Genomic DNA, 25,935 nt, shown 5'->3' with positions numbered 1-25,935 from the left:
CCCGTGCTCGCCATCGGCACGGGTCCCCAGTTCGTCGGGGTCGGTCCGGGCGGATTCCAGCGCCGCCAGGTCGATATCGGCCAGGAACGCGTCGATGTCGTCGAGGTCGATGGTGGGTGAGGGAGCGACCTCGTCGGCCGCATCGACGTCGCTCTCGATGCGCCACTTCGGCAATCCGAGTGAGGTGTCGGTGATGCCGATCCGCACGCGGGTGTCGTCCGCCTCGACGGTGACTTCCGCTCCACCTTGTTTCGCGTACTGTGCGGAGTTCCCCAGCAATTCCGACAGGGCGAGCACCGCGGCGTCGATTGTCGTCTGGGGCAGCCGGGTGTTGTGCGACAGGAATCGGTCGACATCCCTGCGAGCCCGCGCCACGCCCTGTCGAACCTGCCCCCGCTCGAACCTCATCCGCACCGCGGGTTCGGTCGACACCGGTACCGACTGGGTCTGCCCGGCAGCGAACCATCGAGTGCGCGACCCGTTGGTGTGTATCCGGAAGCCCCACCGGCCGGACTTGTCCAACAACGCGGTGACCTTACCCGCCTCGGTTGGCATCACCTCCCCGGTCGCCTCATCCGGCTCATCGCGCACCGGCAAGTTCCGGCTGTGGTCGAGCACCTCGACCCGCACGCTGTCGGATCCCTCCGGCCGTACCCGGACTGTGACCGGCCCTTCCGCCGTGCGAACCAGAGCATCGAGCATTTCCTCGGCCGCGGCGATATCGGCTTCGGCCGTGAGCAATTCACGGATGCTCGGGCGCGCTCCTGTCACGGCCGGCGAATCCGTGCCAGGCGGTGTCGGCCGGGCCAGGCCGAGGAAGCGTGCGGCGGCATCGACGAGATCCGCGATCTCTCGCGGCGCGTTTGCGCGCGTGGCCAGTCGCCGAAGTTCGTGTAGCTTGTCGTCGCTGTCGGCGGCGCGCCAACCGGGGGCCAATTGCTCTTGCCCGAGAATCGCGGGGAGATCCGCTTCGAGTTGGCGGGTATCCGCATCCAACCGGGCGAGTTCTTCCGCGGTGGCGCCATCGCTCATTGCGCGCTGGGCGCGGTACTCACGGTCGAGAGCTCGTCCCAGCCAGCCGGGAAGTTCCTCGGCTCGAATCCCGGGCCAGTCCTCGTCGTCGAGGAGGCGCAACTCCATTTGCACCTGATCGAGGATCTGCAGCAGCGCCCCTCGTAGTCCTACTATGCGCGGGTCCACGCCGAGTGCCCTCGCGAGATCCACACGCGCACGGTCGGTTTCGCTCTGTTCGTGCTCTGTTGCGATCTCGCGGCGGGTCGGGCGGTGTGGATTCGGTTCCGCCGGAACATCTTCCGAGCCCACACGGTCCTGGGGCTCATCGGGTTGGTTGTGGAAGAAGATGCCGCCGTGTTGGGGGGTGGTGAGGCGTTGTTGTCTTTTGGGGGCGGGTTGGGGGTCCATGGCGTCGGCGAGTTGTGCCAAGGCGGTGCGGTGTTCGGCGAGGATGGTGTCGGCGATGTGGAGCAGGTGTTCTGCGGCGGCGTCTGGGTCGGTGGGTGGTTGTTCTCGCTCGGCGCGGGCGTGGGCTCTGGCGGCGAGGTGGCGGGCTAGGCGCGGGTCGCCGAGTTGGGCCATAAGGTGGTGGTAGACCCGGCTGTCGTCGGCCGGGTGTGCGGGTTCGTCCGAAGTCCGGGTGGGGCGGGTGGCGTTCGTTGCAGCGCGCTCCGCCTCGGCAGGTTCGGCCCGGGACGCGCGGGACAATCGTCCGAGCCACCCGCGACCTCGTGTGATGACACGGAGGGAAACGCGGCCCCGCCTGACGAGAAGAAGAGCGCTGTAACCCGCGGCGGTGAGCGCGGTAGCGGCCGCGGCGATACCGGCCATGGCGTCGCCGCCCTGGCCTCCGTGCGCGTTCGCCACGGCGGCAGCCCCCAAGAAGCCGAGGGCCGGCCCGCTTTTCAGGAACAGCCGGCGCGCTGACATCGCTCGGCCTTGAAGGTCATCGGGGAAGGCGTCTTGTGCGTATTTCATGACCCGGTTGCCCGCCGCCGCCATCACCATCGCGTCCACGAGCGACGCGGACGCGATCACAGCGGGATCGGTCGTCGATGCCATCAGCGTGAAGAACCCGGCCATACTGGCGAGTGCAGCCGGATAGAAGGTGGTGGCGTCGATCCGGTCGAGCGCTTTCGGCAGGAAGCCGCTGAGTATCCCGCCGACAGCAGGCGCGGTAACCGCCGCGCTCTTTGCCCAACCCGGCAGGCCCGCGTCGGTCAGAACGGTGGCGGTGCGGAGCCCCATCATGGCAAACGCGGCATTGTTGATCGTGGCGAAAGCGGTGTGCTGGGTGAGGAATTTCTCCCGCCGCAGAGCGCGTACTCCGTGGCCGATCTCCCGGAAAAGGTTGCGTGGCTGCCTTCGGGCCCGAGGGGGGAAGACGAAGCCCCGAACGTTCGCCAGGTTCCCCCAGTAGCTGAGAGCGTTCAGGCCGAACGGGGCGGCGGGCGCGACGCCGGCCAGCCCCGCGCCCAGTGCTGAGCCGGTGATCCCCGCGGCAGATCCGGTGCTGGTTATCAGGCGGTTTCCGGAATCGAGCTGTGATTTGGTGAGCAGATTCCGCATTTCGTTGAAGAAGGTGCTCGTATAGAAAGTGCCCGCGGTGGCTTCGACCAGTGTCGCCGCAGTCAAAGCGGCTCCGAGATGGGAGGCATCGGCCAGCACCAGCCCGGCAGCAGTGGTCGCGGCTGCCGAGCCGACCCACAGTGCGGAATTCACCACCTTTTCCGGTTTCCAGAAGTCGGCTGCGTAGCCGGCCAGCAGTTCGAATGCGCCGGGGACCCATAGCGCGGCAGCCGCCATGGCGGTCGTCGTCGTCGATTCCCCGTGGCCCAGCAAGACATATGTGAGTCCCGAGGACGCTGCGGCGGTGCCGATTTGGTTCACGAACTCGCCCGGCAAGAACTTCTCGCCGAACAACAATTTCGTGAATGGCTTGTTGACGGCGAGCAGTTCGCGTTTCGAAACCGTCACGTCCGTGCGGCCTTCTTGCGGTGCCGGCTCGGTTGTCGACTGAGGACGGCGCGTGCGAATCCAGCGCAGAAAGTCCCGTCGCCTCGAAGCAGCAATCTCATCAGCGGTCGAGGCCGCCGTGGGGGTGGCGTCGCCCTTGGGATCCGGCACCGCTGGTTCGCTCGGGTTCTCGGGTTGGTTGTGGAAGAAGACGCCCCCGTGTTCGAAGGGGGCGAGGCGTTGTTGCCGGAGTACGGGCTGGTCGCCGACAACGTCGTCGAGTTGTGCCATGGCGGCGCGGTGTTCGGCGAGGATGGTGTCGGCGATGTGGAGCAGGTGTTCTGCGGCGGCGCCGGGGTCGGTGGGTGGTTGTTCCCGCTCGGCGCGGGCGTGGGCTCTGGCGGCGAGGTCGCGGGCTAGGCGCGGGTCGCCGAGTTGGGCCAGCAGGCGGTGGTAGACCTGGCTGGCTTGCGGAAGGTCGTTTGCGGGCGCGCGGCCGATGGGGCTGGTCGGACCGAACCCTTGTCGCTTCCGCCGCCATCGCTTACCGTGCGGCCGTTGTGCGGAGGGGTGTTCGGCCCGTTCGGCGTGTTCGGGGTGGCCGACGAGCACCCACCCCAGATTGTCGAGTCCGCGGCCCGGCACCTGTTCGGTCTCATCGGCCCAGAGATAGTAGGAGGCATGCGGCTTCACCAACAGGCGGTGGCCCAGCCCCGGGCGCTGCGCGAAGTACCTGCCACGGACGGGTACTTCGGTGGCGAGCACGGTGGCGCCGAAGATGGCCGCCGCCGGGCTGATGCCCAGGCCCGCATTCGCGTAGCGACCCTTCCGGCCCTGTTTGTGGGCACCCAGATTGGCTACCGGGTCGGCCTTTTCGCTCAAGACGAACACGGGTACACCGAACTCGTCGGCATGCCGCATCCGACGGCCCGCGCCGGGGGAACCGGTGAGAATCACTCGGTCGACCTCGCGGGCCAGCCGCATATCCTGCGCCGCGTAGCACAGTGTGGTCGAGCCGTAACTGTGGCCGATGACGTTGCGCAGTCGCGGCACGGATTTCCCGCCGGGTTGCTCCGCGTAGAACTCGCGGGTGGCGTTGAAGGCGGTGATGTCACGGGCCACGATGTCGCCGCCGACTTCGGCCAGCTGCGGTGAGGCGACGGACAGATCGACGGGGCAGCGGTAGCCGATATCGACGATCGCGGCCACCGAGGCGCCGTCCGCGCGCCGCGTGGCGATCTCGTAGAGGCTCTGCGCATACTGCGAGCGGTGGTGCAGTTTCCGCATCGTCGAACCCAGACCGTTGGTCATCCGGTTCACGATCTCGGCGCGGTCGGCGTCGCCGATGGACAGGATCACGCGGCCGTTGCCGTCGTGCGCCGTGGCGTCGTAAGCGAGCAGTCGTACCGGCGGGTGTCCGGTGAGGCGCACGGTATCGGCCTCGATGTCGCGCAGGTGCTGCCGGGTGGCGACTAGGTTGCGCAGTTCCTCGAATTCGGCTCTGGTGAGTGTCGGATTGGGAATTCTCGCCTGCAGATCGGTACCGGCGCGGCGCAACAAGGCACGGGCGCGCGCGATCCCCGCGGCGTCCTCGACGACGGCATGCGTCGCGACCTCGGGTCGCCGTTGCAGGAACCGCCGGATATCACGGGCGATCGAGAGCCGATTCGCCTTGTCCCGCACCGTGAACGGAATACCGTCGGCGTTGCCTATCGCGTGCGGGTGGACCCGCAGCAGGGCGTACTGCTGATCGGAGAGTCCGAGTTCGACCTGGAGTGACGGCAGGTCCGGGCGGTCGGGGAGGCCGGTGCTCATCGCATGCCACCACCGGGCGACCTTGCCGGTGTGGGCGCGGGAGGCGCCGACGACGTCGGTGGCGTCGACTGCTTGCAGCAGTGTGCGTTCGTCCGCGTCGGAGCCGAAGTACCCCTGAAGTCCGGTCAGCGCCGCGGCGGCAAGGCTCTTCTCGGACGGGGTGGGATCGGTGTCGGCCGGCAGGGGATTCGGTGTGACGGTGGAGTTCGTCCCCGAGGTATCCCCGGTTGTGTTCAGTGTCGGCTTTGCGCCGATCGCGCCCGGGTCCGGTCGCTCGGTATCCGGCACCTCCTCGGTTGACGACATGGCTGTTGGGTCGGTGCGGCCGGGCGAGAGGGTGGGTTCGGTGATTCTCCGGATCTTGCGCCGTGCGCTGCCGAGGTGGTCCTCCACGGTGTGCGGAGCGATACCCAACTGAGCGGCGATCTCTCGCTTGGACAGGCCCTGTTCCGACAACACGAGCACGTGGCTTTCGCGATTCGACAGGCCCGCCCGGCGTGCTACCTCCGAGGGCTCCGCGACCGGGGAGGCGGTCCGTCGCGACGGAATGTTCGCGGCGCGGGAAGCCGAGGACGTGTCGTCGAGCAGTCCCGAGCGACGGGCGATCTCGACGAGCTCGGCACGACCTTCGCCGTGAAGTTCGCGGGCCACATCAGCCACGCGAGACTTCAGTGAGTCCACCGAAATACCCAGCTCGGCAGCGATCTCCCGGTACGTCAGGTCCTGTGCGAGCAAATGGACGAGTCTTCGTTGGTCCGGCGTCAGGCGAAGATCCACGGTCGGCCGGGTGGACGGTTTTCCCGCCCGGGTGTTGAGGATCTGCCAGGGCCAGTGGCCGGTGGGCTCCATCGGCAGAGAAGTGGTGGCGCCATGGCGTTCGGCCAGCAAAATGGCGAAAGCCCTTGCGGTAGACCATAGTTCGATCGGTTCGGTCATCGGATCCGTGGGAATCTCGCGTGGCGCAGCCGAGTCGCGCCGCGCCGGCCAGAACCTGTTGAGCCGCAATTGTCGATTGAGGGGGAGTTCGGCGCGTAGGTGGCGCACTTCGTCGGTGGAGACATTCGCCAGTGCCAGCGCGAGCGTGTCGTCACCGGACAAGCCGGCGCCGCGCAGCACGAAATCTCTGAGACGACGCAGAAATTCGGCGGCCGGGCGGTGTTCGGCGATTACGTTGCGGGTGACGAGCTCGACCTGCTCGGCCACGGTCCGGTTTCCGGTCTCCGCGCCGCGGGTCACGCGTGCACACACGTCGACCACGATCTGTGGCGCCGATGCGGCGCCCAGTTCGGCGGCAGCCGACTCGAAGATGTTGTCGCCGAAGTGTTCCCGGATCGTATCGGCGGTGAGGGGTGGCCATTCGCTTCGGCCGGTGACGGTGTGGCGGCCGGGGCGGACGGCCAGATAGCCTTCGTCGCGCAGCCGCCGATAGGCGCTCCGGGCGGCATGCACCCGGTCGGAATCGAACAGCCGCGTCAGCAGGCGCGCCGAGGGAAGCGTCATGCCTTCCCGTAGTCCACCGGACAAAATCGAATGGCGTATGGCGTCGACCAGGGTGTCGCGCCATTGCCCGCGAGCCGCCTCCGCGTTCGACGTGACCTGTTCGATGACCGAGATGACGTCGTCGCTCCCGGACTCGGCCAGCGCGGCGGCCAGCTCGGTCCGTGTGTACGCCTTCAGCACCGCATCCTCGAGAGAGTGCACACCCAGTCTGGTGTAGATCCGCTCGAGATGAACGCCGACGGTTGTCACCGAGATGTTCTGGTCGGCCGCGATCTGCTCGTTCGTGTACCCGATTGCCGCAAGGCGAAGTACGCGAGACTGCTGTGCTGTGAGAGGTGTTGTCGCAGCGGCAGTTTCGCTGACCGGTGCCCACTCCGCGGCATTGATGTCCACGTAGCCCGCGCGGATACCCACCGCCACCATTCCGGCTCGTCCGGAAACTCCGAAGAGCCGGCCCACTGTCTGCAAGCGCCGCCGCACGCTGTCCTTTCCGGCGGCCAGAGCTCGGGTGGCCGGATGGGCCTGGGCGATCGCCTGGTTCGGCAAACCCTGCGCGGCGAGCACGAGCATCGCGTGCGTGTCGGGGGGAAGCTCGGGTGTAGCCGGTGTCGGCATCGCCGGGAGTTCGGAGATATCGAGCAGACCCCGGCGCACCGCTTCCGCCACCGCCGCAGCCGGATTCGGGACACGAAGCTTCTGAACGATTTGTCCGGTACGTGTCGCCACGGTGCCCGGTGACAAGCCGGTCGTGTGGACGATGGCCGCCCTCGACGAGCCTTGGGCTATCAGGCGGAGAACTGTCAGCTCGGAATCGCTGAGATTGTCCTGTGTGCCCGGAACGGCGTTCTCGGCTGCCAGCGACCTGGCGAGCCGGCGTAGCCCGCCGGCCGCAGCTGTTCGCACCGCTCGGCCGTCGAGCGGTGTGCTCGTCGCTTTCTGTGCGTTCAACACCGTCGCGGTCTCGGCAGGCGATAGGCCCCCTCGATAGCGCAGCTCGAGGATGCGCCGCTGGATCGGGGTCAGCCGGCGGAAACGCTCGTCGAACTGTGCTGCGGTGGCTCGGGAGAGTGCTTCGGCGATGGCGTCGGACTCGGCGGCACGCTCCAATTCCCGGTACGCGGTGGTGAGGCGGTCGCGCAGCCGTTTGCCTTCGGTCGCCCGAGCCACCGGCGTCGCACCCGGCCGCATCCCATCGGCATCGCCGCGCATCTCCGATTCGTACTGCGCTGCGGCGCGTACCAGATCCTCCGGCATCGGGTAGTCGAGCCAGCGTGCGGCGATGAGGATGATTCGTTGATCGGCGGTGATATCGGCGGCCGGTCGGCGCAGTACCTGACTGACCTTCGCCTGCGAGGTTCCGGCGACCTTCGCGACGTCTTTCTGAGCCGATTTTCCGGTGAACCCCGCTGCTTGCAGGTCGCGGTATCGCGCAGCGGCAGCGGCCAATTCCGGATTCGCGAGTTCGCCGGCACGGGAGTCGTCGACGCGGGCGGTCGCGAAGTAGTGCGTCAGCGCGTCGACGAGGGCGGCGGCATGCGCCGAGTTCGACACGTCGGCCAACCGTCGCAACTCACGCAGGGGGTCATCGGCATCCGGGATCGCGAGCGGAGCCGTGGGGTCGGATCCGAACATCCGGTCCAGGCGCCGAGACAGCGCGTCGGCTTTCGTGACGAACGCCCGCCGAAGTTCTTCGAGTCGGTCCTGCTGGTCCGGCGACAGAGCATCGGTGGTCGCGGACTTCCTGGTCGCCGCCTCGGCTCGGCGGTGCAGGTCGAGCGCCTCCGAGATCCAGGCGATCAGCTCGGAGGTGTCCACCGCCACCAGAACGTCGTCGGACGCTTCGGCGATGCGCTGTCGGATGGCATCCACGGCCGAGCGCACCGCTCCCGCCAGCACGACATGCACCGGCGCCGAAAGCAATTCGGCCAGAACATGCCGAGCAGCCGATGCCGTCGATCGGTCGGCGCCGGCTGGATTCGGTGCGGCGTCGGACGGCCGGTGTCCGATCGGACCTTCGGCCGCATTCGTCCCAGGATCGGTCGGCTCCCCCCGATGCGCTTGTCCGGCAACGGGCTTCGATCCCACCATCGGCCCCGTTCGGCCGATGGTCTGCAGATGCGACACGGCTCGGTCGAGGATCCGGCGGGTGGGGCTGTCGTCCGCGAGTTCGTCGGCCAGTGTCACGGCCGACGTCGGGTCTTCGATGAGCGTGCGCCGCAGCCGATGCAGTGGCGCCAGGATGGCATTGATCTCCGTGTCGGCAGTGAATCGGTTGAGCAGTGCTATACCGGCGTCGAATGCGGCCGAAAGGCGTGTGTGTGCGGTCGTGGATTGGCCGAGTGAGAGCTCGTACGCGGCGATCGTGATCAAGGTGCGCAGGTAATCCGCACCGACTGCAGCGAATTCGCCACGTGGATCCGCCAAACTCGCTCGGGTGAACTCCCGTTCGAGCCCGGGGAGCCCTCGAAGCGCCTCGGTGATCCGACCGGGATTGACGATATAGACCGGCTCCGCTCCGGCGGCGGACCTCGCTACGCGTTTCCGGGCCGGTGTTGGTGCGGGTGTTTCCACCGGTGGGCGATCGAGCGCGCCGGGAGTCATCGGCACAGCCTCGGCATCGCTGCGGTCGCGGAGTCCGGGCGGGATCCGCCGCACCGCGATCTCGTCCGCGTCGACGTCGTCCACCTCTGTCCGGGGCTCGGCCGGAAGTTCGGCCTGTACACCACGGGCGGCCGCGATCGCCGATCCAAGTTGGCGGGCAGCCGACCACAGCGCCTGTGGGGCGGTGGCAAGAGGATCGGCATGCGCCTGCCCACCGCCGCGGCGGGCAGGGGTGAAGGCGGCGATCAGGCGATCGCGGCGATGAGGCGGCAATGTGTCGAGCGTCCGCCGTACGTCGGTCAACCGCACGTCGTTCCACGCCTGGACCATCGGATCCGATTCCGTCAGACGGGCGCCGTTGACGAGCAGTTCCCGGATGCGCCACCACATGTCGGCGAATCCGCGTTGTTGCGACAGCGCATTGTGGGCGACGAGCTCCACCCACTCGGCGAGGCTTCGATCTCCGATCTGGGCGATCCGCCCGACGACAGCGGCGCAAATCTCGTCGAGCACGCCGGGGACGGCCTGCAGTCCGAAACGTGCGGAGACTGTGCGAAGTTCGGTATCGAACTCCGCGCGGACGAGTGCGGCCGCGCGATCTTGCGCCCCCTCGTCGATGTGCGTCCTGATCCGTTCGAGGAGCCGCGCCGAATCGGAACGCACTGTACCGCTGCCGGTTTCGGTGACGGACGCCCACGGTGTAGTGGCCGGCGTCGCGTCTTTGCGCTGCCACGGGGTGGCCCCTATTGCCGTGGCATCGCTGTCTTCGCCGACGTCGACGGCGGCCGGACCGGCCCCGGGGTGGGAGGTACCGCCGCGGCGCCATGGTGAGCCGGGTGCCCGATCGGTGCCGGAATCCTGTTGCGGCGCAGGCTTTCGAGCAGGACGCCCGGGGCGCGAGCCGATGGGCCCGTCGGTTGGTGAAGCGGCGCCGTTGAGTAGTGCGTGCGCCCAGGCCGTGACGATCGGAACGTCTCCGGGCAGCGGGGTCATCGCTCCGGCATCGACGTCGGCCGATGGCAGATCGTGAAATCTGGCGTACTGCCGTGCGGCGATCCGGTCGGCGACGACGCCCGTGACGGCGGTTGCGAGGAGGCGGCCGGTATCGGCATCTATTTCGTCGACGGCTTGGGCGAGGTGTTCAGCGATAATCGCGTGGAACCGTTCGCGCAGCGGCCCGGTCGCGGGCAATTCCAAGTGCAGCACTCGCGTCTCGTCCCCGTGCGAAGCCAGAACAGTGAGACAGGTACCCAATGCGGCCTCCAGCCGCGGTCGCAGTTCATCATCGACCCTGTCCGGCACGGCCGCTCGAAGAGAGGTTCGCAGGCGCTCGATCGCCGCAGCGCAGGCGGCCTCGAAGCCGGTCTCCTTGCCGGAGAACAGCTCCTGAAACGCCCCGGGGGCCACGTCGGCGCGCTGCTGAACCATGTCCAGCGACATCCTGGCGTAGCCATAACGCGCGGCGACCGAGATCATTTCGGTCAAAATCCGTTCTCGCTCGACGGGTTTCGCCGCCTCGATCGTGCCGTTTTCCGCCGGTGGCGACTGCGGTCGCGTGACGGCGACGGGCCTCACCTCCGGCGACGCGGTACCGATACGGAGGAGGTCGGCGAGATCACGCCGCAGGCGCGGTACCGCGGCCATGTCTCCGGTTACGGCCCAATTCGCCAGCAGGCCTTGGATCGCAGCCGCCAGAGCGCGCAGATTCTCGGCGGACATGGCCGGATCGTCGAGTACCTCGGCCAGAGTGGCGGCAATCGATTTCGTGGCGGTCATCGCGCGCGCAGCGCGCTGAACCAGGTCGAGGCCGGATCTTTCTACCAGTACGACTCGTGCGGTGCCCGGTCGAGCGGTCAGGGCACTCACATAGGTGTGCACCACGGTCGCTATACGGGTGGTGTGGTCGGGCGCCCGCGCGAAACTCACTTCGTCGACGATCAGTTGCCGCAGATCGTCCAGCGCCGCCTTGTGCGCCGCGGCGAATGCGTCGTAGGTGCGCGGGAAGTTTTCGTCGAACTCCTCCGGAGTGGCTTCCGCGCGGCGGCAGATTTCGTCGACTGTCGTTGCGGCGAATCCCTGCTCGGCTACCGTCGCTACCGTCGCCCCCAGGATGCGGGCCCGCGAATCATCGTGCCGCGCAGGTCTTGTCCAAGGCGCGAACAACCACTCGTCAGGATCCGCCGTGGCGAGGCGGATCGACAGTGGCTCCCAGGACGGCGCGAATTCGATGCCCTTGCGACCGATGATCGCACTGCGCACGGCGGGATCGGTTTCCATCGCGTCGGCCACGGCGAGTATCCGCAGGTAGTCTTCTTCCTCCCCACGAGCCACGACTCGCCCCTGCACCAACGACACACGCGTCCGCGACGGCCGGATCTCGGGACGAGCGTGCGGTTCGGTATTCACCGTGGCATGCACGAGCATCCTGGCGCTGTTCTCACGTGTCAGGGGCCGCATGAGCTCCTGCAATCGACGCGCCGCCGCCCATGCGCCCGGCACATCATCGATGACGACCTGCAGCTTGGCCACCCAGTCGTCGATCGGCACCGGTGCACCCTGGTCCTGCTTCACCAGGTTGAATCGTTCCGCCGCGGCGCGGTGCCCGGCCAGTGCGGCGAGGTATCTACCCGCCCCGCTCGTCGACGGCACCACGACCGGCACGCCCTGTTCGGTCGCCTCGGTAGCGACGCTGCCGAAACCCTCTGCCCGCGAGGGCATCACGACCACGGTAGCCGCGCGAATGTCCGCCCGGATCTCAGCAGGATCCCTCGTATGCGGCAGCACCTCGACCACATCGGGGTCACCGACGATCTGCGCCAATTCGGTGTGGGCCGCCCTGAGGTCGTTCTCGAAACCCCGGACCACCAACCGGACATCATGGCCGTGCGCGCGCAGCCGCGACACCACCTCGGCGATCTCCGCGCCACCTTTCAACGCGTCGTCCACACGGCCGAAGAGCAGAACCCGTACCGGACTGCCGGGCGCGGGCTGTGGCGGCTGTTCGGCCATGTCCAAGACCGGCTGCAGTTCGTGCACCGAACTGTGGCCCGCCAGGGCGGCCTGCAACAGTGCGTCCGTCGCCAATGCCGGGCCCAAGCCCGTCACCAGATGCGCCCGCCGCGAAAGATAGATGCCCGCCGCTACGCTGCCGCGACCCTGCGCAGGATCGCTCGTGAGGCTCTCCCACAGCATCGGAATCAGATGATGGACAGCGACGATTTTGGCTGCGGGATAGGCCTTTTCGGCATTCACCGCGGCCCGGAGGCCGTCGGCTTCGACGTGCACGATCACCATATCGACCGAGTCGGGCAAACTTCTCACGTGCTCGGGGTGCAGATCCCGCATCCACTCCTCGCGGAGGTAGACCTGCACACCCGGAACCCGGAACTCGGAGTCGACCTGTCCCGGTAGGACAGTCACTTCGTGCCCGGCCGCTACCAGGCCCTCGCAGAGCGCCAGGTTCAACGTGCCCATACCCGTCCGGCCCCGCCCCCACAGAGCGCAGCACACCAGAATTCGCTGTCTGGTGAGGTCGAGCCGGACCCGATGCCAGACCTGCCCCTCCGGCAGGGGCTCGGACGTGTCGAGATCGATGCGGCCGTCCACATCGGACAGTCCGCGACGCAACTCCTCGACGGTCAGCCCGGGATCGGAATCGGTGGGATCGCTTCGGGTGTAATCCAGTTGGGCGACCGAGCGGTGTCGGCCATCGGGGTCCTGGGACGACGTGACGACGAATGCGGCGTCGTCCCCGGCAACGGTCCGGGCGAGTTCGGCCAGGCGTGCCGCCGCGGCGATGATGTCCCGGTGCGCCGGCTTCGAGTCCTCGTCGGGCAGTCGAGCCGCGACGGCGGCGGCCAAGGCTCCCGGATTCGATACGTCAGCGCCCGATACGACCAGTTGCCAGCGAAAACCGCTGTACTCCTCGCGCATCTCCGACGCGTGCAACCGGGCATCGTGATGAGCTTCGGCCGGCCCGTAGGACGGATCGGACTCCAATCGGTCGGCGATCTCCCGTGCCTTCGCGGCATGGCCGCGACGCATATCGCGGTTGTCCGAGAGCCACCCGTCAGGGGGCCGGAACCCGGTGGCGGGATGGGTGAAGGCGGCGCGGTCGCGCAGGTGATCGATCAGCGCGCGGCGGTCGGAGTTCCCGTTGCCCGCAGCAGGCATTGCCGAACGAACCCACCCGAGAACCGCTTCGGGCTCCGACAACGACCGCAGTGCATCGTCGGGCGATCCGAGTTCCTCCGTCGGCCTGCTGCCGATGCGATCGTCGGGCTGCGGCAGCCCTTGCCGACCGGCGTTGGCGGCGGGCTCGACGAGGTAGGCCGATCGGCTGACGTCATAGCCGATGAAGGTCGTGTCGGCCGGATCCACCTGGACCGGAGTCAGCGTCGGGCGGATGTCGTCGAGGTACCGGAACAGGGCGGGGCGATTGGTCGCGGCTCGGCCGCTGGCACCGTCGATGACGATTGCGAGGTGACGGCCGCGAGCTGCGGCAATACCCTGTGCCCAGCCGACGAATGTGCGATAGAAATCATCGACCGACACGTGATTGATGTAGGTCTCCAGGGGATTGAGACCGCGAATGAGGAGCAAGGGCACACCGGATGTGCTGGTGGTTTCGATGAGCAGGCCCGCTCCCTCCAGCCTGGCGCGGTCCGGGTCTTTTGGATTGCGGACGATGACAGCAGCCGTCATATTCGGCATCGCTTCGGCAATCGAGCGATACTTGCCCGCCCAACAGGCGCTGGCGATATGCCCGGACAGCTCGAGCAACGGCCCACGTGTCGGAATGAACCGCAGCGGAGTTGTCGCGCTCGCGACACCGACCCCCTGAGCGCGTGCTATCGCCTCCTCGAGCGCGATAGCGCTGGTCATTCGACGGAAAGTGCGGGCGCCGTTACGGCTGGAGAAATAGTGTGAGAACACCTCCTGGTTCGTAATGTGATCCACAAATTCTTGGACCAGGACGATATCGTCGAGCGTCGGCCCTCCCGTGCCGATATCCCGCAGCCGATCGATCCATTCCGGATATTGTTGCATCGCCCATGCAAAACAAATCGTCCGCAAGTGGTCGTGCAACTCACCGACTCCGGCCAACAGCTGGAAATTGTTCTCGAAATCCTTGAGCGAACGCAACGCCGGGAAGGGATTCGCACTACTGGGCTCCGATGCGACGAGTTTCCGCAGCTCCTCCGCGAGAGCTCCCATTTTCCGCCGCGCCACATCGTTCATCACCGCGCCGTTGGTGAGCCTGCCCGACGCAAGCGAACGCTCCAATGCGGAGATGTGCTCGGCGATGCCGCGCCCGAGCTCACCGAGTAGTTGGGTGATCGGACGCCGGGTACCGGTCATCGCCGAATGCGCGGCACGTAGATTTGCCGCCAGCCGCGAGAAACGCGTCAGTAGATCCTCGGTAAACTGCGGCCCGGACCCGGTTCGCAGCTTGGCGACCTCCACCACGCCACTCGGCTGGTATTCCGCGGGCATCGCCGCGATACGCCCGTCGGCCGTCGCCCGCTCGAGATACGCCAGCAACTCCCGCAAAGACGCGGTATCGCCGCGGTGCCACTCGGAGGTCGAAAATCTGGTCACGGCCATCAGAACGCCGGCGAGAAGATCCGACGATCGCAATTTGGCCAAGCTGTCCCGCGAGAGATGCGCTGTCTTCACCTCGGTCACGAAGGCTCGCACAACAGCCTTCAATTCGGGCAGCACTGCCGCCCCGGTGCCCCGCAAGCCGAGTACTATGTGCTCTCCGCCTTGCTCGTCATCGGCCAAGACGGCACGCACAGACCGGGCGAGTTCCACTGGCACGTCAGTGACCAATTCCATGGCCGCGCTGATCGTCGTCGGCCGACGGCTCGGCGACAGCGCCGCGGCCAGAGTGAAATATCTGGAGAATGAGACAGAGCTCGCGCGGTCGATGTATAGGTCCTCGACCTCGCGCAGCTGCTGTTCGGTGAAGGTTACTTCACCCAGCATTTCCTCCGAAAACTCTCCGATCCGCACCGACCGCAAATAGTCGTTTGCGATGCTTTGCCGGATTGCGCTCGCGGAATTGTCGTCCAGGGCAACCAGATAACTCCATGCCCGGTAGTCGAGGACCATCCTCGCGCTGCGCAGATCGGTTGTTTCCGGAGCGTCGGGATCTGCGCTCTTCGAAACGAACTGGCGGATCATTACCAGTAGGGCCTGATCCAGAGCCCCCGCCGGTATTTCAGCCAGGCGACGCAGCTCCCGGCCGATCCTGCCGAGATCGTCCACCCATGGCAGACCCAGACTTCCGCGGACAACGGGAGCGAAATCTGGATTGTTCGCATCGGCCCGCCGCAGAGCGGCACGGATCTCGGTTCCCGCCAAGAATTCCACTCGGGCAGCGATCCCGGCGATACTCCAACCCGGAGTGTGCGCGACATCGAGCACGACCTCGTAGCCTATCGGCGTCGAAAGCGCGTCCAGGATGTCGGGATGGGCGGCGAGAGCGAGACATATCTGGTGTTTGTGCAAGCTGTCGAGTAGTTCGGCATCGCCGCTCGCCGCGGAGGCGTCGGCCATCCTGTTCTCCTCGACCCACTCGACGAGCTGATCGAAGAACTCGACGATATCGGCGTGCTCCGTCACCGGCCGTGCGTCCACCGCGCGAACCAGGCGTTCGATGTCGTTCGTGCTCAACGACAACCGGGAGGCGGATCGCGCGATCCGGCCGGCAGCATCGCGCGGTGGCGGCACCTCGTCGTACGTGTCCCGCGCGGCCGGGAGGGTATCCATGAACCATGAGTGCAACCGGTCTGCGGCCTTTTCCACCTCGAGTTCACCGGCCGTCAGCCACCGGGCGTCGGTGATCCGGCCCTCGCTGATACCGGCGGCGAAACGCACGGCGGCTTGCATCACCGCCACACCGGCATCGGTGAATGTCACCGATCCCGTCGCCCGCACATTCAATGCCACCGCCTCCGCCACGGTCGGCGACCGCCAGTCGGCGGGCGCACCACTGGGACGGGGAGATTCCCTGACCATCAGAAACCGTTCGACACCGGTCGCGTCGACATGCCTGATCAGCGCGCCCGCATCCGGCGGCAGGACGCCGGACACACTGCGGATATCGATTCCATCGATATCCCGGACGGTGGCGTCGTGCGGGAAGCTCGCCGTCAGTGAGCTGGGCGGCGTGCCGAAGAGCCGTGCCAGCTCCTCGTCCAGTTGTCCTGTGAGCGTGGAGGATTCGTTATCGAGCGCGACCGATGCGTCGCCGTGAGCGAGCAGCGCCGCGGTCAGCGATTCCACGCGGTGCATCGGCACCGGCCGGCTCTCGGCGCCCGCGACGGACCGGCCCCGCGCCTCGGCCCACACGCGACCCGCCAGCTCGTCGAGGCATTGCAGACGCCAGGCGAGCCGGACGAGCCGGTCGGCGTCGGCCGCCACACTCGGGTCCCCGTTCATATCGACGGCGCGATCGAGCACCGGCCGCAACTCCGGCCGCAGGTCCGTCGACAGCGGTCCGCCCGTCACCGCCCCGAATTGTCCGGCCAAGGCACGGTATTGCTCACCGAGCCGGTGCCGATAACGCGCGTATGCCGGCCCTTCGGCCGATCTCGCGCCGATCGGATCGAATCGCGGGTTTGCCTCGTTCTCCGAGGGCCTACTGCCGATGACGTCGTCGGGTCCGAATCCCGGCTGATCCGCTGTGGTGGCGGTTCCCGATTTCGTTTCGCCGGCAGGAAGATTCACCACCAGGTCCGGGGAGATCTCGGGTGGGCGCAGGGTGGTGACGAACTGGTGGATCACCCATTGCGGACTGCCGACTACGGGACCGTCGATCTCCACAGCGGCGAACCCGACCGCGATGGCCTCCGGCGACCTGAGCGTAGTTTTCGTTTCGTCGGTGAAGGCCGCCTCCGGGAGGCGCTCGAGCCATTCCTCGTACGGTTCGGCGACGAGGGCGGCGATTCGCAGTGCCGCCCATGCGCGCCGCAGCACGCCGTCGACCTCCCGGCTGAGCCGGTTGCCCGTGGCGTGGTCGATCGCGTGGCCGAATTCATGGATGACATCGTCGTGATAGGACCGTCCGCTGGCCGGGTGGAACCCGGTCGAGCGGTCGTACAGATCGTCCTCGAGCGCCTGAGCTCGGTCGGCCACCCGGGACAGGTTCAGCGTCATCCACTTGCTCCGGGTGCCCCGTTTGAGGGTCGCGGCGTTGACACCGGGATCCGCCAGGAAATCGATGCGCAGTTCACGGATATTGCTCATGTGCGCAACCAGATCCGGGGCGTGCCGGTATCGGGTGAGCAGGTCGTCCAGTGTCTGGAGAATTTCTCGCACCGCGTCGACGGGGACGCGGGGATGGTCGAATCCGGCGATGACGAAGTAGGGATGGTTGAGGTTGAACTCCTCGACCAGCCGGGCTTTGGCCTGGGCGTCGGCGCTCACACCGCTGACGTGCGCGGTTTCTTCCGGCGTGTGCGCCGCATACCGTTCGGCCCGGCCGAGCTCGGTCATCACCCGCGAGTGCAGGTCGAGCAACATGGCTTCCTGCGCACTCGAGAAGTCCCGCAGCCGGTCCTCGAGGTAGGACACCTGTTCCCTCATCCCGGTGATGTCGGCGCGGGGGAAGCCGTGGCCCTGCCACACGGGGCGACCGTCGACATACCGGGTGAACTTGGTGGCAAACGGGCTCGGCACGGCCTGCTCGGAGTCGAGTGCGGTCCGCCCACCGGTCACCTCGCCGTCCGGGCCGATATTCCAATGCCGTGTGCTGCGCCGAGTCCCGGTTACCGCATCCAGCAGACCGAGCAGCTTCCCGGAAGCCGAATCCAGATAGCTGCGATCGACCGGACCGAACGCCGCGAATCCTTCGCTCGCCGGATCGTCGCCGACCGATCCCGAATCGTATGCCCGTGACATTCCTTGCGGCAGGACGGTATTCGCAACCCGTCCGGGCACGACTTCCCGGTACAGCACCCTATGGTCGTCGCTTGCGGGGTGGGTGGCGGCGACCGGTGCGCCCATCGCACCACCGATCAGCGATATGTGCCACTGTTTTGCCGCATCGTCGGCGTCGTCGTAGACCTCTTGGAGGCTCTGGTAGCCATTACCGAACGTGACCCGCTCGACGCTGACTCCCGGGGCGCCCGGCAGCGGTTCCCGGCGCACCACACCAGCGTCGAGACCTTCGATGAGAAGGGCCGGGAAACCGGTGGTGCGCGGGCTGTGGGGCGCGCTGCCGATCCGGCCTTCCGGGCCGCCGGAAGGCGGATCCGGCGAATCGTCGCCGGGGTCGGGGAACAGTGCGCTCAGACGATCCAGTTCGTCGTCGCCGCTGTCCAGGTCGGTGTCGGCGCCCGGTCGCTCACCGAGGAGCTCGAACCAGACGGTTTTGCCGTCGACATGCTCGACAACGCCGTAGTCGGTCGCGAGCATCGTCAACAACGGGCCACCCCGGCCCGATTCGGCATTACCGTCCGGGTTGCGCCACCCCGGAAGCGTGCGGTTGTAGTCGCGAACCCCCACCCGGATGACCGGACCGCCGGGGCCTTCGGTCACCGTCGCGATCACGAACCCGTGAGTTCCGGCGTGACGCGGAATGTTGCCCGCCAACTCCGACACCAGCAACTCGGCCGAGTCGACCTGATCGGTGTCCGGCCATCCCACCTCGCCGGCGTGTGCCCAGTTCTCCATGATCCGGCGCACCAGTCGTCGGGTTCGCCAGCTGTCCGAACCGTCCGGGGCGCTGACCCGCACCAGATAGTCGTCGACGTCGGGCAACGCGGACGGTGTCGCACTCGGGATCGCTCCCAGGACTTGGATCCGAATGAACCGCGCCACAACGCCTTCGAAGTCCGAGCGTGCCACACCGAGATCGACAAGCATGGTTTCGAGGTCCGCCGGGTCCAGCCCTCGAATCGCCTCGACCACCGAGGCCTCCAGCCCCTCGCTCACCGCGGCGGCGACGAAGCCGGACGCGGCTCCGGCAACGTAGTCGAGGACCGCCGTCATGCTGCGCTCTTGCGGTGAATGGTTCCCCGGATCCGAATCGGACGTCGTTGCGTCGGCGGACGAGATGGACGAGCCCGGCCCCCACAGCTTCGTTGTCAGCGCAGCGCGGAAGCCGTCGAATGCTGTTGTGGCGGAACGGATCTCGCCCGCCCCGCCCGCGTCTGCGTCCTCCGCATCGTGCGGGCTACTGCCGATCGGGCGACGCCCGATAGCCTCCCCGGATCCGGGGTCATCGGGCGTGGACCGGGTATCGAGCAGCTCACCGGTCAAGTCGATGCCGCGGTTCTCTGCCTCCTCCACCGCAGCCGCTCGTCCACTGGTGCGCAGCTTGAGGCCGATGCGGATCAGGTAGGCATTGACGGTTGTGGGTGAGATCCCCTGCGCCGCCGCGATTTGCTTGTTCGTCTTGCCCTGTTTGACGAGTCCGAGAATCACGGACTCGGTCTCCGACAACGAATCTCTGCCCTGGAACACCCGGGAACCGGTATCCGCGGCATCGGACGGAAGCACGAGGCCCCCGGTGCGCAGCGCCTTGCCCACCATTCCCGCCCGATCCCGAATGCCGAGCTTGACGCCGATCCGGTTCAGCCGACTCTTCACCTGATCAGGTGACAGACCGAGCAGGACGGCAATCTCTTTGTTGCTCATCCCTTCGGCAACCAGCCCAAGTACCTCGCGTTCCGGATCGGACCACTCGATGCCCGGGCCGCTGTCGTTTGCGGGGATAAGACCGGCGTGAAAGGCCCGCGCCACCATCCCGGCGCGATCACTGATGCCGAGTTTGCCGCCGACGCGGGCGAGATGGGCCTTCACCGTGAGCGGTGACAACCCGAGTTGTACCGCGACAGCCTCGTTCGACATGCCGTCGGCGACTCTGGCGAGGATCGATACTTCTCGTGCGGTCGGTACGAGGTTCGACGGCTTTCCGAGCGACGCCGCGATGTCGTCGTCCGAGAGCAGCCCCAGTTCTCGTGCCGCCGAAATGATGCCGACCCGCCCGTGGTCCCCGAGCTTGTCGCCGATCTGCTTCAGGTAGAACTTGACTCGGCTCTCCGAGCGGTCCAGCCGACGTGCGATAGCGTCATTCGACAACCCGGCGGCAACCATCCGAATCAGTCGGAGTTCGTGCACGGTCAGACCGTGCGCTGGTGCTTCAGTGACCGCCTCGTACTGTTCGTCGACTTCCGGCGCGCTCGGTACCAACGCCTGGGCGGCCCGAGCGAACGCCCCGAAGGCGCCTTGCTGAAGCGGCGTGCGGTCTCGGTCCGTGGAGGTGATCGCCTCGGCGATGATCCGACGCTGTCTGGGGGAGAGGCGGGACCATGCCTTCGCGACAAGCTGCGCCACGTCGAGAATCCACGTTCCGGCGTCTTCCTCCGCCGTGACCGGCCAGCGCCGACCCTCCGCGATTCGGAAGACCACTCGGTTGATGTATTGAGCCACCGCCCGCCGTCGCACCGCTTCAGGGTCTGCCGAAGGTAGTCGGTTCGGCGTCAGCGCATCGAGCACGCGTCGAAATGTCTGCTCGCCGTATCGCTCCCGCAGTTCTCGAAATGCCGCAGCGTCACCGCGCTGTGCTAGTTGCAGCGTGGTCGGACTCTGCACGCGATCACTGAGTGTCTCGCCGGAACTCCCGGTGTCGGGCGGAATATCGGTGGCCGCTGCGGGGGTGCCGGTATTGTGCTCCGGGCTGCGGTGGGGTCGGCTGCCGGCTCTGACTTCGTCACGGTCCCGATCGTTCGATACGTCCCCGGCAGCACCCGATCGCGCCAGCATTTCCGCGTACAGGTCCGGGTCCGCACTCGAGTTGATTTCGTCCTGTGTGGTCTGCGAAACGTCGGGTCGCTGCGGCAGCTTCTCGGCGTCGGGCGCTTCCGCGCTGAGACGGGGGACGTGGTTGCCGTCGCGGTCGAACTCGATGGTCCGGACCAGGCGCTGGTTCGGTCCCAGCTTCTTGATGTATTTCTCTTGCTCGCGGCGCCATTTGTCGAATCCGACGGCTTTGTTCAGCAAGGTGCGGCGGTTGCGCAGATCCTTGGGGCCGTAGTCGTTTTCCGTGTTGCCGTCGCGCGAGGCGGCCAGGTCGACGACGACCAGGTTCGGTGTGTCGATCGAGGTGCTGTCGTTGACCAGCAGCACCATGTGGTCGTCGGCCTCGGTGCTGGTGCCTTTGGCGTAGGTGTCTTTCCACTTGTAGACCAGGACGGTGATTCCGCCGGGTCGGGATTTCAGCGATTCGGCCACCTCGTCCAACGATCCTGCACGCTGGAGCTCGGCGTCGAATGTGTCGCGCACCGTATTGCTGTCGTGTCCCTTGAGCTTGAAGTCCGGCATCCGGAAGCGACCGGCCTTGTCGGGGCACAACACTCGCATGCCGGTGACGGCGTTGTTGACACAGTTGTTGGGGCTGCGGCGGTGGATCTCGGACACCGCGTCGAACAACGCCGCGACGGCCAGATACCGGGAGGCGACGGCAACGATGTCGTCGGTTGTTGCCGCATCGGGGTCGCGGGGCGGCGCGGTGGTCCGGCCGGGGCCTGCATCCGGGGCGTCGGCGTTCTGGGTGTCGGTGTCCTGGGCGGGTGTGTCTGCGCGGGTCCGATCTGCGGAGGCGGAATCGGTGGTGGTGGAATCGGTGCCGGTGTCTGTGACGGTGGTCGATGAGATGGCGGCGGTCAGCTGATCGCCGACTGCTTCGCCGAGGATGTCGCGGGCGATGATCGGGGTAATGCCGGCGGCCGGGTAGCCCAGTGCTGCTGCCAGGGCATCGCGTGCCTGCGTGTGCAGCGGGTCGAGGGTGCGCAGGCCTTCGGCGCCCTCGAGGTCTGCGATCGGTAATCCGAGTTCGGCGGCGAGGTCCCGGCGCAACGTCATCGGTTCGATCAGAGCGTCCGCGGCGCTCTGCCCCTCCCGCGCGCTGGCTGCAGCGGGGGCGGTGGACATGACGTGGTGCTGTAGCGCCACGGCTGTGGCGGGCGCGATGCCGGCCCGGTCGAGTAGTTCACGGATCGGGTCGGTGGCACCGTCGTGTTCGAGTTCGGCGATCCGGTCGGTAACGGCCGAAGCCGGAATTCCCAGCAGTCCGGCCAGGCGCGCGGCCGGGCCGGAGTCGGGTTGGTCGTAGAGCCCGGTATCGGCTTCGGCGAGCGCCAGGTAGGCGTTGCCGGTCGAGCCGGCGTGATGGCGGACGAACTCGGCAGTCGAGTGCCGCAGCGCCCGCTGCTGCAGTTCGGGCACCATCTCACGGACGGCTTGCCGCGCCGCGACCAGCGCGTCATGGTTCTGTGGGGTGGGATCGGTGGCGTGTGCGGTCACGGCCTGTTCGTAGACGACAACCGCCTCACGGACCCCGCGCAGGTGCATGGCATTGCGGATCAGGGCGTCCTGCGTCGACATCACCACTTGCGCGCTACCGCGCTGACCATTACGTGCGGTGCGGTTCTTGGCCTGTTCGTGGATGTAGGACTGCTCCGGAGCCTCGGTCATCCAGACATGCATGCCGCCCTTGACCTTGACCGCTTCCGATACCGAGATATCGACACCGCGCTGGCCCTGCTTGTTGATCACCAGGATCTTGCCCTGCTCACCAGCCTCGTCGAAGACCTTCTGCAACTGAGCTTCCCAGTCCGCGCCCCAGCTGACGATCCGCTTGGCATCGACCGCTTCGATCGCCTCTCGGGGTACCCCCGCGCGCACCAGTGCCTCGACCTGCCGGGCGACCAGATCGTTGCGGTGACACAGGATCTCCTGGAACCGGCCCTCGCCTCCGGCCCGCATCTCGTTCGCGTATTCGGCAATCGCGCGCAGTTTGGCATGGGTGCTCTCGACCACATCATGCTGGCCCTCCACCAGCCGATGCGCCTGCGACCGTGCGACCTCGTGGGCCTCCTGCAGACCGTAGATCTTGTTCAGTACGGGGTTCAGGTCGGTGAGGGTGCCGGATGCACCGGTCACTTCATCGAAGAAGGATTCGCTTCCGACACGGTAGATTTCGACCGAATCGATGCGTTTGGCGGACTCCGCATCCGCGCGCACCACGATCCGATGCGCCTCGGCCTTCTCCCCTCGGGCCTCGGCCGCCCGGAACTCCTTGGCTTCGATGGCTTGGGCGAGACTCGCCTTGCCCGGCTCCGCGCTCCACCGTGATTCGCTCGAGGTCTTCGGGTTTCGTTGCAGACCGTGTTCGGCCTGGTCGATGATGACGATCTTGCCCGCGTCCATTTCGTAGTGGACGCCTTCACGGACGAGAAATTCGGCGTGGGCAGCGGTTTCCAGCCGCGAGGCGCCCATTCCGTCCAGCCAGTTTTCTCCGCCGGGCAGTGCCTCGACCCTCGCCCGGCCCTCGGGCGTGAGTTCGGGTTGACCGTCGTACCAGTACATGACCTCCGGTGTCCCGTCGGCATGCTCTCCGATTACCTCCGAGATGCGCCGGAGGCCGAAATCCTCGTGTGACAGAGCCCCTTTCGCCAATGCCTCGGCGAGAAAATCGTGGGCGTCGAATACCTGCTTGGCGGTTGCCTCCGGCGCCGCCTGCTCGGCACCTTCCGACAGGAGGAACTGCCGTTCACCCCGGTCGATGATGCCGTCCATTTCGTCGATCAGCGCATGGCGCGGTGGCTCTTTGCCCGCATTGCACAGATGCCCGACCGTTTCGCCGGTCGCGACCACGATCGCGGGCCGTCCCTTCGTGATCGGCCCGAAACCGCTCTGCTGATCGGCGCGGAACACGTCGATCCCGAATTTGCCCAGCACATTCTGCATGTCGGCGAATTCCTCATCGCCGGTCAACAGCTTCCGATATGTGCTGACTTCGCGATTTGCCAGTCCATCGGTGGTGGTCACGAGCAGAACCGAACCGTGTTGCACCGCACGTTGGATTGCGCCGGCCATGAATACCAGCGATTTGCCCTCGCCGGGTTTCATCTCTACCGGACGCGATTTCATCGCGTAGACGGCTTCGGCCTGTTCGACCCGCAGCACCATGCCGCCGGGCACCTTCTCGCTGATCGTGCCGCGCCGGATGATCTCCATCGTCGCCAGCAACGACTGGTGCTCATCGCCGCTGTGCAGGCCGGCCATCAGCGCGTCGTCCGGAAGGTTTTGCAGGCGCTGACTTTCCGGAACATGCTCGGCGGAGGCCTGGTGGAAGTCGATCAGCAGATCGACCGCCCGGTCGCGGTCGCTGCGTGGCAGACCGGCGGCGTCGGCGAGACTGTCGTGATCGGCGGTCGGAACGCTCTGCTCGTCGTGCACCGATGACGAATGTTCCTCCGCAACTGGCGGTTCGGCACCGTCCGTCTCGGTCCGGCCCGAGTGCTCGGGACTTTCCGGGCCGGACTGCTCGGCGGTCGCATCCCGCTGCGGGGCCGGACGCTCTCCACCACCCGAGGATTCGTGCTCGTCGCGAGCGCCCGGCGGCGAACCGGCTTCGCCCTCGGCGACCGGATGGGGCCGTGCCGATGTCTCGGTGCCGGCGCCGTCCGCGACCGCGGTGTGTTCTCCGGCCGGGCTCGGCCTGGCTTTGGTGTGCGCAGTGTTTTCGCCTGGGGCCGCCGCCCTTTCGTGAACCTCGCCAACCGGGCGTGGCGTGCCGCTCGCCGGGAGCTTCGGCGGCGGCGAGGTTTCGCCCACCGCCTCGACCGATCGGGGCGCGGTCGCCTTCCCGGCGGCGACCGGTTTCTCGGCCGGTGGCCGCTCGCCCGGAGCGGCCGTCTCGGCATGCGTGCCCGACCGTCCCGCGGCGGCGTCGGCGGACGCGGGACGGGCGTGTTGTCCGGACTGGCGGCCATCGGCTCCGTCGGCTGCGATCGATGCACCCTGTTCGCCGCGTGCGGGTGGTTTCGCAGCCGCGGTCTCCTCTTTGACCTCGGCGCGAGCCGCACCGCGCTCACCTGCGGTCTTCGTGGTCTCCGCGGCCGGGCCCCATGCCTTCTGCGCGTCCTCCCACGCCCGTTTCGATTCCGCCGGTACCTCGACGGGCCGCCGAGGCATCGCGGCCTTACCGTCGTGGCCTGCCGAGAACGCGTCGGGTGGTGTGAAGGTCCCGCCGCCGTCGACGGTTCTCGCGGGGGCGCCGCCGCGGGAATACACGCCCCCGGCGAACGCTCCGTTCAGCAGCGGCGCGAGCACCTGATCGTAATGCTGCGGCCAACCGGCCACCATCGATGCCGCACCCAGACCCGATATCGCGCCGGCGGTGCCGTGCACCAGGCCCATGGCCAAACGACTGCTGCCGATTCTGGGGAAGACCATCGGCGCGAACTTTCCGGCGAGCATGCCGCCCGCCGCTCCACCCATCCCCGCCAGGGCCGCGACTTCGATCGACTTCAGATCGATACCGGTCGGATTCGTGCCGTCCGATCCGATGATGTCGGCGGTGCGATCGCCGGTGGCGACCTGCAGCGCCTGCACTCCCGCGTCCACGCCCACGGGCAGCGCGGCCGCCTTGCCCAGCATGGTGGCGAACTGCAACGGTCCCGCCGCGGCCAGCCGGGTAGCCGCCTTCGCCGCACCGGCCTGGATCGCCCGTTCCAGGCTCGCCCGCATCGCCGTTACTTCGCCGCGCCCCTCGACCAGCATGGCATCCACGGTGGGCGCGGCGGCGGCGGTGCCGGCCGGACCCGCCGCCGCGGCGCTGCTCACCACACCGAAGATGCGCCACGCCAGATGAATACCGAACGTGAACATCACGCACAGCCACTTCTCCGCGTCGTTGGCGGCGGCCTGCGCCTGGTCGGCCAGGGTAGCGGCGTCGTTACCGAGCTGGGCCGCGCCCTTTCCGTACGAATGCAAGGCCTCGCGCAGCCGGTCGGCCAGCTCGCCCACCGAATCTTCTTGCGCGAGAACGGCTTTGATATCCCTCGAGTGTCCGTCCAGCTCCTGGCCGCGTGCCCGGAGCTCGGCGGCCATGCGGCGCATCTCGGAGATGTCGGCGCGCGGGAGTTCTCCGCCGAACACCACCATCTCGATCGGTCGCCGCAGCATGTCGGGCAGACTTTCGAAGGTGTTCCGCAGCTCGACGACGGGGCTGAACAACGAACCGTCCAC

At 67.3% G+C, this 25,935-nt stretch carries 1 protein-coding gene (only partly in view); it reads right to left on the bottom strand.

The features are described from left to right. Window positions 1-25,935 carry the 5' portion of an MFS transporter gene (locus C8258_RS13420; protein ID WP_146161226.1) on the bottom strand. The gene continues 16,653 nt to the left of window position 1, outside the view, so only the first 25,935 of its 42,588 coding nucleotides appear in the window; it begins with the start codon at window positions 25,933-25,935; its stop codon lies beyond the left edge, outside the window.

Source organism: Nocardia sp. MDA0666 (genome assembly GCF_003023875.1).
GTDB lineage: Bacteria > Actinomycetota > Actinomycetes > Mycobacteriales > Mycobacteriaceae > Nocardia > Nocardia aobensis.
This window is presented reverse-complemented; position numbering and strand designations above follow the sequence as displayed.